The organism is Geodermatophilus dictyosporus, assembly GCF_900115505.1.
GTDB lineage: Bacteria > Actinomycetota > Actinomycetes > Mycobacteriales > Geodermatophilaceae > Geodermatophilus > Geodermatophilus dictyosporus.
Genome location: NZ_FOWQ01000005.1, coordinates 234,006 through 246,352, shown reverse-complemented (window position 1 = coordinate 246,352; position 12,347 = coordinate 234,006). Strand labels below are relative to the sequence as shown.

General features: G+C 76.3%; 13 protein-coding genes. 5 read left to right on the top strand and 8 right to left on the bottom strand.

Going from position 1 to position 12,347, the window contains the following annotated elements; genetic code table 11:
- Window positions 1-10: 10 nt before the first annotated feature.
- From BMZ33_RS14105 to BMZ33_RS14080, 6 genes are all read right to left on the bottom strand, one after another.
- Window positions 11-562 carry a TIGR03086 family metal-binding protein gene (locus BMZ33_RS14105; RefSeq protein ID WP_091111558.1) on the bottom strand — a complete coding sequence of 184 codons (552 nt, stop codon included), beginning with the start codon at window positions 560-562 and terminating at the stop codon, window positions 11-13.
- A gap of 117 nt (window positions 563-679) precedes the next feature.
- Window positions 680-1,663, bottom strand: a complete 984-nt coding sequence (gene sigB, locus BMZ33_RS14100) for an RNA polymerase sigma factor SigB (protein ID WP_091111555.1) — start codon at window positions 1,661-1,663, stop codon at window positions 680-682.
- 238 nt (window positions 1,664-1,901) lie between these two features.
- The gene (gene dtd / locus BMZ33_RS14095) at window positions 1,902-2,333 is read right to left on the bottom strand and encodes a D-aminoacyl-tRNA deacylase (protein ID WP_091111552.1); all 432 of its coding nucleotides are present in this window, start codon (window positions 2,331-2,333) and stop codon (window positions 1,902-1,904) included.
- 211 nt (window positions 2,334-2,544) lie between these two features.
- Window positions 2,545-4,026 (bottom strand): HNH endonuclease signature motif containing protein, encoded by a 1,482-nt coding sequence (locus BMZ33_RS14090; RefSeq protein ID WP_091111550.1) that lies wholly within the window; start codon window positions 4,024-4,026, stop codon window positions 2,545-2,547.
- 685 nt (window positions 4,027-4,711) lie between these two features.
- The gene (locus BMZ33_RS14085) at window positions 4,712-5,380 is read right to left on the bottom strand and encodes a response regulator (protein ID WP_091111548.1); all 669 of its coding nucleotides are present in this window, start codon (window positions 5,378-5,380) and stop codon (window positions 4,712-4,714) included.
- A complete protein-coding gene (locus tag BMZ33_RS14080; RefSeq protein ID WP_091111545.1) occupies window positions 5,377-7,254 on the bottom strand; it encodes a histidine kinase in 1,878 nt (625 codons plus the stop codon). Before BMZ33_RS14080 ends, BMZ33_RS14085 begins: the two co-directional genes overlap by 4 nt.
- Window positions 7,255-7,443: 189 nt before the next feature.
- Here BMZ33_RS14080 and BMZ33_RS14075 point away from each other — a divergent pair, with 189 nt between their 5' ends.
- Together BMZ33_RS14075 and BMZ33_RS14070 are read left to right on the top strand one after the other, a co-directional pair.
- A complete protein-coding gene (locus tag BMZ33_RS14075; RefSeq protein WP_136697295.1) occupies window positions 7,444-8,145 on the top strand; it encodes a DUF4386 family protein in 702 nt (233 codons plus the stop codon).
- Window positions 8,146-8,282: 137 nt separating this feature from the next.
- Window positions 8,283-8,600, top strand: a complete 318-nt coding sequence (locus tag BMZ33_RS14070) for a hypothetical protein (RefSeq protein WP_091111539.1) — start codon at window positions 8,283-8,285, stop codon at window positions 8,598-8,600.
- A 57-nt stretch (window positions 8,601-8,657) separates the two neighbouring features.
- Here the strand turns inward: BMZ33_RS14070 and BMZ33_RS14065 are convergent, their stop codons facing one another.
- A complete protein-coding gene (locus BMZ33_RS14065) occupies window positions 8,658-9,440 on the bottom strand; it encodes a CPBP family intramembrane glutamic endopeptidase (RefSeq protein WP_169064318.1) in 783 nt (260 codons plus the stop codon).
- The gene (locus tag BMZ33_RS14060) at window positions 9,437-10,378 is read right to left on the bottom strand and encodes an NAD(P)H-binding protein (RefSeq protein ID WP_091111536.1); all 942 of its coding nucleotides are present in this window, start codon (window positions 10,376-10,378) and stop codon (window positions 9,437-9,439) included. The genes BMZ33_RS14065 and BMZ33_RS14060 overlap by 4 nt, the downstream gene beginning before the upstream one ends.
- Window positions 10,379-10,483: 105 nt before the next feature.
- On the opposite strand from BMZ33_RS14060, the gene BMZ33_RS14055 reads away from it, so the two are divergent.
- From BMZ33_RS14055 to BMZ33_RS14045, 3 genes are all read left to right on the top strand, one after another.
- The gene (locus tag BMZ33_RS14055) at window positions 10,484-11,122 is read left to right on the top strand and encodes a DUF1349 domain-containing protein (protein WP_169064317.1); all 639 of its coding nucleotides are present in this window, start codon (window positions 10,484-10,486) and stop codon (window positions 11,120-11,122) included.
- 84 nt (window positions 11,123-11,206) lie between these two features.
- Window positions 11,207-11,806: an HhH-GPD-type base excision DNA repair protein gene (locus tag BMZ33_RS14050; protein WP_091111880.1), complete on the top strand. Its 600-nt coding sequence runs from the start codon at window positions 11,207-11,209 to the stop codon at window positions 11,804-11,806.
- 173 nt (window positions 11,807-11,979) lie between these two features.
- Window positions 11,980-12,345, top strand: a complete 366-nt coding sequence (locus tag BMZ33_RS14045; RefSeq protein WP_169064316.1) for a DUF3099 domain-containing protein — start codon at window positions 11,980-11,982, stop codon at window positions 12,343-12,345.
- The last annotated feature ends 2 nt before the right edge of the window (window positions 12,346-12,347 follow it).

Genomic DNA, 12,347 nt, shown 5'->3' with positions numbered 1-12,347 from the left:
GTGGACCGGGTCAGGGACGGCGGCCGGTGAAGGCGAGCAGCTTCGTCTGGTCGTCCGCGTCGTCGGGGACGGGCACCCGCGCGCCGTAGTGGCCGCTGCTGCGCACGGCGGCGTCCCACGGCTCGATCCCGGCGAGGAAGCCCGAGACCTCCGCCGGGTCGAGCGCCTCGTCCTGGCCGGTGGCGCGGGCGAGGTCCCAGGCGTGCACGAGCAGGTCCATGAGGCCGGTCATCGCGACCAGGTCCTCCAGCGGCATCTCGCCTGCGCGGGTCCTCGTCGGCTGCCGGGCCGTGGCGGGGTCGGCCAGCAGGGCGCGGACGGCGCGGTCGGCGGCCCGCCAGGCGCCGCGCGGGTCGTCGTCCACCGACGGGCCGTCGGGCAGCGGGAGCCCCACGGCGCCGAGGTAGAGCGACGGCATCCAGTCCGCGACGTGCCGGACGACGTCACGGGCTCGCCAGCCCTCGCAGGGCGCGGGGTCGTCCCAGCGGCCGGGCGGGACCCCGTCGACCCGCCGGCCGAAGTCGTCGGCCAGCCGCGCCCAGCGCTCCGCCGTCGTCCCCATCGCCGCCTCCTCAACCGATCGGTTGAGGAAGACCCTGGCCCTGGACGCCGGCGCTGTCAACGCCCGGACACGCCGAGAGCCGGCCACCCGCAGGTGACCGGCTCCCGGCTGGCCCGGCTAGGCCAGGTAGTCGCGCAGGGCGTCGGCGCGCTGCGGGTCCCGCAGCTTGGCCATCGTCTCGCGCTCGATCTGGCGCACCCGCTCGCGGGAGAGACCGAACTGCTTGCCGATCTGCTCGAGCGTGCGGGGCTGGCCGCCGTCGAGGCCGAAGCGGAGCACGACCACGTCGCGCTCGCGGTCCTCCAGCGTGGAGAGCACGTTGCGCACGTCGCCCTTCATCATCTGGAAGGCCACCGCGTCCTCGGCCACCGCGGCGTCGGCGTCCTCGATGAAGTCACCCAGGCGGGACTCCTCGTCGGCACCGACGGTCTGGTCGAGCGAGACCAGGTCGCGGCTGTACTCGAGCAGCTCGGTGACCCGCTCGGGCGTCATGTCCAGCTCGAGGCCGAGCTCCTCGGCGGTGGGCTCGCGCTCGAGCTCCTGGTGCACCCGCCGGCGGGTCCGCACGACCTTGTTGACCTGCTCGGCCAGGTGCACGGGCAGCCGGATGGTGCGGCCGGAGTCGGCCATCGCGCGGGTGATCGCCTGGCGGATCCACCACGTCGCGTAGGTCGAGAACTTGAAGCCCTTGGTGTAGTCGAACTTCTCCACGGCGCGGATGAGGCCGACGTTGCCCTCCTGGATGAGGTCCAGGAACGTCATGCCGTGGCCGGTGTAGCGCTTGGCGACCGACACGACCAGCCGGAGGTTGGCCTCCAGCAGGTGGCGCTTGGCGGCCTTGCCGTCGGCCGCGAGGGCCTTGTAGTCGCGCTCGACGGCGGGGGTGAGCTGCCGCTCGCCGAGCAGCCGCTCGGCGTAGAGCCCCGCCTCGATGCGCTTGGCGAGCTCCACCTCCTGCTCGGCGGTCAGCAGGGCGGTCTTGCCGATGGTGTTGAGGTACACGCGCACCAGGTCGGTCGACACCAGGCCACTGGTGTCCGGCTCGCGGCGCGGTGAGCGGACCTCGAGGGCGTCACTGGGGGAAGACTGGAGGAGCGTCACGGTCTGTCTTCGTCCTTGCGTCTGGTTCGGATGCACCGGCCGGTGTGGTGACCGGTCGCGCACCCGCACGGGTGGGGCTCCGTGTCCGGCGGAGCGCCTCGCTGTGTGGTCCGTTGTGGTCCGTTGTGTTACGCCCCGTCCAACGGTCGCGACGGGTACGGTGTTCCACGCTGGCCGGTTTCTCAGCGAAACCACAGGCGGTGTGTTCGGTCACCATCCGTACCCACTCGATCGCGGGTCAGACCTCCAGCAGCAAGGTCATCGGCCCGTCGTTGACCGAGGCGACCGCCATGCGCGCTCCGAAGACCCCGGTCGCGACCGGGGCGCCACGCCGCCGCAGCTCCGCGACGACCTCCTCCACCAGCGGTTCGGCGACCTCCCCGGGCGCGGCGCCGTCCCAGGAGGGGCGCCGCCCCTTGCGCGTGTCGGCGTAGAGGGTGAACTGGCTCACCACCAGCACCGGCAGGCCGAGGTCGCCCGCCGACCGCGCGCCGTCCTCGGTGGGGAACACCCGCAGCTCGTGGACCTTGCGAGCCAGCGCCCGAGCGCGGTCGCCGTCGTCGTCCCGGCCGACGCCGACCAGCGCCAGCAGTCCCCGGCCGACCTCCCCCACGACGGCGCCGTCGACGGTCACCGACGCCGAGGACACCCTGCTCACCACCGCCCGCACCGGCCCATCCTCCGCGACCTGCCGAGGACCCGTGCGGCGCCCGTGGTGGGCCCGGCTGCTGGCACCCACCGGGCTCGAGCGCCCGAGGGGCTGAGAGGCGGTCCCGACGGCCCCTTGCCGCGTGCCTGTCGCGGACCTGGAGTCCGGCGACCACGTGACGGCCCGTCGGGTCCTCGGAGACGACGCGAGCAGCCGCAGTCCCGTGCCTCGGTCAGAACGGCGGCGGGTCGTCGTCGGGGTTGCCCGATGGTGGCGGTGCTGAGGACTCGGCCGGAGGTGGTCGCGTGCCCGGTGGTCGGGTGGTGCGGGTGATGCCGGACGGGGTGGTCACGGTGAGCACCCCGTCGGGGCTCATGGTGAACCGCCAGCTGGGGGCGAAGGTCTTGAGGCGGTGGTGGCTGCGGCACAGGCAGCAGAGGTTGGCGCAGTCGGTGGGGCCGCCGTGCGCGTGGGGGACGACGTGGTCGGCGTCGGCCCACCCCGCCCGTTGGCCGCAGCCGGGGAAGCGGCAGGTGCGGTCGCGGGTGTGCACGAACGTCTGCTGCGCGGCGGAGGGTGCGTAGCCATCGACCTCGGCGGGCCGGTCGAGTACTCCGCAGTCACAGTCGATGTCGGGGTGGGTGGGGCAGCCGCGGCGGGCCAGGCGGCGCAACTGCTCCAGCGAGGTGGTGGCCCGCAGGGCGCCGTCGTCGTCGGTGAGCGCGAGGGTGACCGAACCGCCGGCGGGGGTGCGCACGCCCAGCCCGTCGAGGCGCGCGAGGAGGTCGCGGAGCTGGCGGGTGGTGATCGGCAGCCCGTTGACCTCGCCGGCCTCGGAGGACTCACCGGCCAGGGCGCTGAGCGGGGCGATCAGCTGCAGGTGGGCGGTGACCGGCGGGCGGGTGTCGTCCCAGGGCCGCTGGACGAGGTCGGCGAGGACGGCGGCGCGCAGCTGCCCGACCGGGCGGTCGTCGCCGTCCTTCTTGAGCAGGACGGCGAGCTGGTCGACCAGGTCGAAGCACGCCGCGGCGACCGGGGCGGGCAGGTCCGCGGTCAGGGTGCTCATGCCTTCCCGCGGGGAGGGGTGGACGCGGACGTCGGCCTGCCGCTCGGCCTCCCTGCGCCGGGCATCGACGGCGTCGGCGTCGACAGCGAGGAGGGCGGCGACCGCCCGCTTGCGCAGCGCGTGCATCGTCAGGGAAGCGGCCTCGGGCAGCAGCCGGAACTCCACCTGCCGCGCCACATCCGGGTCGGTGTGCTGCAGCACGTCCACCAAGACCTTCGCCCGCGCCTCGTCCAGCACACCCTCGGCCAGCGCCGCCCAGGTGCCGGGCAGCGACTCCCGATAGACCCAGGCTCGCTGCGCGAGCAGGGAGGCCGACCGGCGGCCGCAGTTGAGGACCATGGCCAGCTCGGCGGTGAAGGACTCCGAGACGCCGGGCAGCTCGGGATCCGGCGCCCACGAGCCCTGCCGTGCACCCGGGGTCCCAGGCGCGGGGTCGAGGTCGTCGGGGGTGTCGTCGGCCAGGCCCAGCACCAGCTCCGCCTCGTAGGCCGCGAGCCGGGCCGTGAGCGCGGCGACGTGCTCGAGCTCGGCGGCCTTCTGCCCGCGGGTCAGCAGCGCGACCGGCAGCCGCCGCAGCTCGGGTGGCTCGGCCACGAGCAGGCCGAGGAGACCGCCCACGGGCGGCTGGTCCTCCTCGAGCTGCTCCACGGGACGAACCTACGACCTGGGTACGACAGTTCTCGCAGGTCAGCGATGCGACATGACCGCGGGCATGACTCGGGCGCCCTCCGCTCAGGCTGACCGCCGGTGCCGCGGTCCGCGCCGATGGGTACGGAAGCACACCACCGACGAGCGACCTGTCCCACAGCTCCACGGCGGGCACGTCGATCGTCACCGCCGGCCGAGCAGACGACCCAGGCGGTACCACGTGGCTGGAGCGTGCGGAGGTCCGCGACAGCACCTCGCCGCCGGTGGACGGGTGGTCGTGGTCCGCAGGGCGGGGGCCGCTGCCGGACGGCTCGTGCCCCGCGTCGCGCAGGTCGACCCGCCCGGGCGCTGGTCCTGCGGCAGGCGACGCCCGCGCACCCGGGAGAGGACGGGTGGTCCTCCACGTCCTCGAGGCGGGGGAGGCGTGCGGCCACCTGCTCGCGGACGAGCGTCGACCCCTCGGGTCGACGCCCGTCTCGCCGGCCTGGTCGGAGAGCCGGTCGACCGGCGGGCCGACGACGCCGCGCCCCTCGTCGCCCGCAACCGCAGCCACAGCCGGGTGGCCGGCACGGTCCTCGGTCCTGTGGCGCTGCGCTGCGAGCGCACGCGCCCTGCCCGGTGCCGGTCGTCCGCCCGCAGCGCGGAGGCGACCCGTGCGCGCCCCACCCGGGACGGGGTGGACCGGTCACGGGCCGGGGGCGACCAGGCCGGTCTCGTACGCCAGGACGACCGCCTGGACCCGGTCGCGGAGGCCCAGCTTGGCGAGGATGCGGGTGACGTGCGTCCGCACCGTCGCCTCGCCCAGGTACAGCTCGGTCGCGATCTCGGCGTTCGACAGGCCCCGGGCGATCGCCCGGAGCACGTCGAGCTCCCGGTCGGTCAGGCTCCTCATCACCGGCGGGATCCCCGCCCCGCCGGGCGGTCGGGACACGTAGGCCTCGACGAGCCGACGGGTCACGGTCGGGGCGAAGAGCCACTCGCCGGAGTGGCACGCGCGCACCGCCGCGGCCAGCTCCGCCGGATCGCTCGTCTTGAGCAGGAAGCCGCTCGCCCCGGCCCGCAGCGCGGCGAAGACGTACTCGTCGAGGTCGAAGGTGGTCAGCACCAGCACCCGGCACCCGGGGCGGGAGGCGATCACGCGGCGGGTGCCCTCGAGCCCGTCGACACCCGGCATCTGCACGTCCATGAGGACGACGTCCGCGCGCTCGGCGGCCGCGGCCCGCGCGGCCGCGCCCCCGTCGTCGGCCTCCGCCACCACCTCGATGTCGTCCTCGGCGTCGAGGATCGCGCGCAGCCCGCCGCGGACGAGCGCCTGGTCGTCGGCGAGCACCACCCGCACTCGCCGCCCGCTCACGGTCCGACCGCCGTCGGCGTCCCGGGGACGACCGGCGTGAGCGGCAGCCGGGCGGTCAGGGTGAAGCCGCCGCCGGGCGCCGGACCGGCCGCCACCGCACCACCACGGGCCCGTACCCGTTCGGCCAGCCCGACGAGGCCGAACCCGGCACCGCTGTCGGTGGGCGTCCCGCCGGGGCCGTCGTCGTGCACGGTGACGACCAGCACCTCGCCGGTGGCGTCCAGACAGACCTCGACGCTGCTCCCGGGCGCGTACCGCGCGGCGTTCGTGAGCGCCTCCTGCACCACCCGGTGCGCCACGGAGACGACCTCGGCCTCGCGGGGGAGGTCGCCGCGCGTCCGCAGCCGGATGGCGAGCCCGCCGGCACCCAGCCGTGCCACGAGGGCGTCGAGGGAGCGGCGCAGGCCGTCCTCGCCGTCCGTGGTGCCGCGGTCCCCGGCGCCCGCGCCGGCGTCGAGCAGGCCGACGAGGACGTCGAGCTCGACGAGCGCCTCGGCACCCGCCCGCTGCACCGCGCACACGGCCTCACGGGCGCGCTCGGGGTCCCGGTCGCGCTGGGCGAGCGCGGCTCCCGCCTGCAGGACCATCACGCCGACCGCGGAGCTGACCACGTCGTGCAGGTCGCGGGCCAGCCGCAGCCGTTCCTCGTGGACCGCGCGCTCGGCCGCGGCCTCCTGTGCCGAGCGCAGGACCTCGGCCACGCCGCGGGCGGACCGCTCCGCGCGGTCGCGCCCGGCCCAGAGGTGACCGGCCACGGCGGGGAGGGCGACGGCGGCCAGCGTGACGCCCTCGCTGCCGGGCGCTCCCAGGTGCACCCCGAGCACGGCCAGCGCCGCGAGCAGGGTGACCGCGGCCCAGGCGCGGGCGCGGCCGTCGACGGCGGCCGACCAGGTCAGCAGGCCGTGGGCCAGTGCCAGCGACAGGTCGTCCAGGGGCAGGTCCGTCGGGACCGCGGCCGCGGTGGCCGCAGCGGCCGGCAGGCAGGCCAGCGCGGCGTCCACGCGGCGCAGGGCCACCCCGGCCACGACCGCGTACCCCAGGACGAGGCGGACCGGACCGAGGTCGCCGTCGATCACCGCCGCCTCCAGCGGCCACAGGACGGCGAGCGCGGCGACCACCGAGGCGTCGACCAGGTGCGCGCGGAGGGGTCGGCGGCGGAGGGGCACCGGGACGGCCTCCGGCGACGTCCCGGCCTCGGTGCGCAGCAGGCCGAGCAGCCGCCGCAGTTCGCCGACCGCCTCCCGGCCCTGCGCCGTGACCCTGGTGAGCGACTCCGGCGCCAGCTGCGGCCCGGCCGCCAGGGCGCACGCGTGCATCGTCTCCACCGCCGTCCGGACGGCACCGAGCGCCTGCCCCGCCAGGCGCCCCCGTTCCTCGGCGACCGCCCGTGCGGCGAGCGCGGCGGGGTCGCGGGCGGCCAGCTCCGCGGCGTGCTGCCGGGCCTGGACGGCCGCGGCCGTGCGGCGGCACACGAGGCGGCCGAAGGCCCAGGGGACGGCGCCGAGGACGGCGGCGAACACGACGTCCAGCCCCGTGCCGCCCCCTGCCAGGACACCGAGCTCGAGGGCCGCGAGCGGCAGCAGGGCCGCCCGGGGTGCGGCCCACCGGCCGAGGGCGTAGGCGGCGACCAGCAGGACGGGCAGCAACGCCTGGTTCTCGACGGGCACGCCGAGCCGGTCCCCGAGGAAGCCCACCCCGCACGTCAGCAACGCCGCCCAGGCCGGGAGACGACGGGCGCCCAGCGCCGCGAGCGCGACGAGCGGGCTCAGCACCGCGGCGGCGAGCGGTGTGTCGGACACCAGGAACACCGCCGCCCAGCCGCCGCACGCGGCGGCGGCCACGAGGTCGCCGCGCAGCGGCCGCCCCCAGCGCATGCGGCGGAGGTTAGTGGCGGCGGGCGGCCGGAGCGTCCACCTGCGCGCTGACGTCCGGTCAGCGGATCTGCGAGTCCGCCGGTGCGCCGCTGCCACACCGCCGGGTGCGCCGAGGCGGACGACGCGACGGGCGTGCCCGGTCAGGGTCTGGGACGTCCCGGCACGGACCGGGGGACCTCGGAGGACGACATGGCCAGGAAGACGGAGATCGTGGGGGCGGGCGGGATCGTGCTCACCCCGGTGCTGCTCGGGGCGGCGGACCTGCTGCGGATGTCCGCCGAGGGGGTGGACGAGGTGGGTGGGGTGGCCACCACGTGGGGCGTCGCCGAGGCCACGGCCCAGCTCGCCGCCATCGACGCGCACCGGGGCACCTTCGAGCTTGCCTCGTGGCTGGCCTACGCCGGCGTGCTGGCGAGCATCCCCGCGGCCGTGGCGCTGTGGCGGCTGGCCGCGGCACGATCCCGGCGCTGGGCGTGGACGGGACTCCTCCTCGCCGTGCTCGGGGTGATCGGCGAGGTCGTGCACCTCACCGGCTACTACGGGCTGCTGCAGCTCCTGTCCGCCCAGCCGGACCGGCAGTCGGCCGCCGAGCTGGGGCTGGCGTTCGACGTCGTGCCGTTCAACGTGGCCCTGTTCGTGCCGTTCCTCCTCGGTGCCCTGGCGTGGCTCCCCCAGGCGGTGGCGCTCCGCCGGGCGCGCATCGTGCCGCTGTGGGCGGCGCTGACCGTGTGCCTCGGCACGGTGCTGTTCCTGGGCGTCGGTTCGCAGCCCTGGTCGACGACGGTGTGGGCCGGCGCCCTCGTCGTCGGGCTCGCTCCGGCGGCACGAGCGCTGCTGCGAGCCGAGCCCGCCGTCCACGCGCCGGTCACCGGGCAGCACGTCCCCGCCTGACCTGACGCCCGACCACCCGGTGTCCCCCTCCGTGGCCCGCGGCGGGGGACACCGGGTGAGCGAGTGGTACGACCGCGTCGTCCCCACGGACCCGCGCTGGGAGGCTCGCGGCACGTCGCCCCCCCCCCCCCCCCGGCGTGGGCCCGCCGTTCGGGCAGTTCCTGGCGGCCGCCGAGGCGGTGGCCCGCGAGCGGCCCGACGTGGACCCCGAGCTGGCCCGCGAGGTGTTCCGGGAGGCGGCGCAGCTGCTCCACGACGGCCTGGCCCTCGACGGCCCGGACGAGCACGACGCCCGTGCCGTCGTCACAGGGCTGTCCGTCGACCTCGTCGCCGAGGACCCCGGAGCCGCGGTGCGCGCGCGGTCCCGGGCGGCGGTGGCGGACCCGGGGGACCTGCACGACCCCGAGGGTGTGTCGGCGGCGTACCTCAGCGCGGCCGCGGTCCTGCAGCTCTGAGGTGCCGGGACGTCGTCGTCCGCGCGGGTCGCGGGGGCGCCCGGTCGGGCGCGCAGCTCACGCTCCGGAGGTCACGCCCCGCCGAGGGGGCCGCGGGTCGTCGAGTGCGGGCCGGTCGGTGAACAGCGGGGGCAGGTGGCGCAGCATGAGCACCGACCAGGCCAGGTGGGTCAGGACCGGTGCCTGGATGCCGCCGGTGGCCTGCCGCTGCAGCCCGAAGAGCACCCCCATCGCGATGCTGGCCAGCACCAGCGCCGGGTTGCGCGTGGCGGTCGTGGCCAGGCCGTAGACGGCTGTCGACTTGAGCACCGGCCGGTCGACGCCGATCGCGGCGTACAGCGCCCCGCGGAAGAACACCTCCTCGGCCACGCCGTTGGCCAGCGTCGTCGTCAGCACCAGCGGGAACGACCCCTGGTGGGCGTAGCGGAGCACCGACGTGATCGCCCGGTCGAGGACCGGGATGCGCCGGGCGACCAGCGCGGCGCCGTAGAACGCGCCGAAGGCGCCCACGCCGGTGAGGACCGGGGTGGTCAGCGGCCGGCGCAGCGCCCTGTCCTCACCGACGGTCCAACCCAGGTGCAGCGGCCCGGAGGCCAGCCCCCCGGCCACCCAGGTGCCGGCCACGGCCAGCGTCAGGCCGTAGAACCGCGGCGAGTCCGGCGGCTGGGACAGCGACACGCCCAGCAGCGTCGCGCCGGTCACCGCGGTGCCGGCGGTGATCCGGCGCCGACGGCGGAAGGCGGCGTCGGACTCGCGGTGGTCGCGGGGCACCCGCTCGATCAGCGTCCGCCGCAGCCACCGGCCCACGGTGCCGGCCGGCCCGCGCCGCGCCGCGGTCACCGGCGGGCTCCGCGGCTCAGCCACCCGGCCCGCCGCCGGCGGCCCCGTCGCCGGTGCTCGGCGGCGCGCTCGACGAGCGCCTCGAGGACCATCCGGTCGTAGTCCATCGGCTCGAAGGGCACCACCGAGCGGATCGAGTCGTCGGTGACGACCACCTCGTTGGTCATCGAGTCGATGAGCGACCGGCCGGTGGCGACGTCGACGTCGGTCACCAGCGCCAGCCAGCGGGAGGACAGCCGCGGGCTGAGCAGTGGCACCGGGACGACGAAGAGGTGACGGTTCTGGACGAGGGCCACCCGGGTGAGCATGTCGAGGTAGGAGAGCACCTCGGGGCCACCCACCTCGAACACCCGGCCCGCGGCCTCCGGCGCCCGCAGCACGCCCACGAGGTAGCGGATCACGTCGGCGACCGCGATCGGCTGGGTGCGGGTGTGCACCCAGCGGGGGGTGACCATCGCCGGCAGGTGGGCCACCAGCTGACGGGTCAGCTCCCACGAGACGCCGCCGTGGCCGACGACGATGCCGGCGCGCAGCACCGTGACCGGTACGCCGGTCCCGCCCAGCAGCCGCTCGACCTGACGGCGGCTGCGCAGGTGCGGGGAGAGGGTGTCGCCGTCACGGCCCAGGCCGCCCAGGTAGACGATGCGCCCGACCCCCGTCCCGGCCGCCGCCCGCGCGAACGACCGGGCCGCCGCGGCGTCCTTCCGCTCGAAGTCGGGGTCGGCGAGCGAGTGCACCAGGTAGTAGGCCGCCTCGCAGCCGTCGAGGGCCTCGCGCAGCGATCCCTCGTCGCCGACGTCGCCGGCGACGGCGGCGCCCGCGCCGCGGTAGCCCTCCGGGTGCCGCGTCATCGCCCGGACGTCGTGGCCCTCCCCGACCAGGGCGGTGGCCAGCCGGCTGCCCACGAAGCCGGACGCCCCCGTCACCAGGATCCTCACCGGTCGAGCCTCACCTGATCGCGCACGATCCGCCACCGGGTGCTCGTGGACGGCGTCCCGCCCGCGGCGGGCCGCCCCGGGGTCGCGCTGCGGCACACTGCCGACGTGCCGACGCCGCGCACCACCCAGGACGACGCCGCCGGCGACTCCTCCGGTCGGGACCCGCTCGCCGTCCTGCCCTGGTCCGGCGGGTCGTGGACCACGCCGCCGGTCGCGGCGTCGGAGGAGGGGGCGGACCTGCTCGTCACCGCGGCCGAGGGCAGCGACGCCTGGCGGCACACCGCCTACGGCTTCGTGCACGACGACGCGCACGCGCTGCTCGCTCCGCTGACCGACCCGGGCGCGGTCGAGGTCTCCCTCGACGCGTCCTTCGGCGAGCAGTTCGACCAGGCGGGGCTCGTGCTGCGGGCCGACGCACGGACGTGGCTCAAGGCCGGCGTCGAGGTCTCCGACGGTGCGCTCCAGGTCGGCGCCGTCGTCACGCTGGGCCGTTCCGACTGGTCGGTGGCGCCCGTGCCGGAGTGGGCCGGGCGCCGGGTGACCGTGCGCGCGAGCCGCGCCGGGGACGCGGTGACCGTGCGGGCACGGGTCGACGACGAGCCGTTCCGCCTGGTCCGCGTCGCCCCCTTCCCGGCCGGCGTCCCGGTCGCGGCGGGCCCGTACTGCTGCGCCCCCACCCGGGCCGGCCTGGTCGTCCGCTTCCGCCGGTGGGCCGTCGGCCCGGCCGACGCCGCCCTGCACTGAGCACGACCGTCACGACCGGGAGGACCACGGTGGCCGCCGCCGGAGGGCAGTCGCCCCGGGGCCGTGCTGCGGCACACTGCCGACGTGCCGACGCTGCGCATCACCCAGGACGACGCCGCCGACGACCTCCTCGGCCGTGACCCGCTCGCCCTCGTGCTCGGGATGCTGTTCGACCAGCAGTTCCCCATGGAGCGGGCCTTCGCCGGGCCGCGCCTGCTCGCCGAGCGGATGGGCCTGGACCCCGCGTCGGACAGCCTGTCGGCCGCCGACATCGCCGACGCCGACCCCGACGCGGTGGCCGCCTGGTTCGCCGGGCCGCCCGCGGTGCACCGCTACCCCGGGTCCATGGCGGCGCGGACACGGGCGCTGTGCCGGTTGCTGGTCGACCGCTACGACGGCCGCGCCGAGAACCTGTGGGACGGCGTCCCGGACGGCGCCACCCTGCTGCGTCGCATCGGCGAGCTCCCCGGCTTCGGCGCGCAGAAGGCCAAGATCCTCGTCGCCCTGCTCGGCAAGCAGTACGGCGTGACGCCGCCGGGGTGGCGCGAGGCGGCCGGCTCCTACGGCGAGGAGGGCTCGCGGCGGTCGGTCGCCGACATCACCGGGCCCGAGTCCCTGGCCGAGGTGCGTGCCGCCAAGCAGGAGGCGAAGAAGGCGGCGAGGGCCGCCGCGGCGACCCGCTGACCACGCCCTCCGCCAGTACCGGATCGTCCGCGGAGGCCCCTGCACGGACCTGCTGCGAGTGGCACGATGGAGTCTGGACCGGGAGACGCCGGATTGCCCGCCACCGGATGGCGAGCAACCGGTCCCGCGCAGGCGACACCGTGCCGTCTCTGCCCCGGCCCGCGGAGGGAAGGGTGCTCGTGGCCTCGAGCCAGCAGTCCGCGCGACCCCGCAAGGCCGAGCCGGTGCTGATCACCCAGGCCGAACCGAGCCTGGTGGAGCAGCACGCCGCCCGGAAGAGGCGCTACGTCCTCACCATGGCCGTCCGCGGCGTCAGCCTGGTGCTGGCCGCGGTCTTCTACCAGACGGTGTGGCTGATGATCATCTTCGCCGTGCTCGGCACGGTGCTGCCCTGGATCGCCGTCGTGATGGCCAACGACCGGCCGCCGAAGAAGAAGCTCGACGCCCACCGCTACATCGCCCCGCGGCCCGACCGGATCCTGGAGGCGCCCGGACGGGAGCGCCGGGTGATCGAGGGCGGCCGGGTCATCGACGGCTGATC

Bases quoted from the DNA above. Each gene is read 5' to 3' on its own strand.
- BMZ33_RS14105 (WP_091111558.1), bottom strand. From the start codon at position 562: ATGGGGACGACGGCGGAGCGCTGGGCGCGGCTGGCCGACGACTTCGGC.
- BMZ33_RS14080 (WP_091111545.1), bottom strand. From the start codon at position 7,254: ATGCGCTGGGGGCGGCCGCTGCGCGGCGACCTCGTGGCCGCCGCCGCG.
- BMZ33_RS14075 (WP_136697295.1), top strand. From the start codon at position 7,444: ATGGCCAGGAAGACGGAGATCGTGGGGGCGGGCGGGATCGTGCTCACC.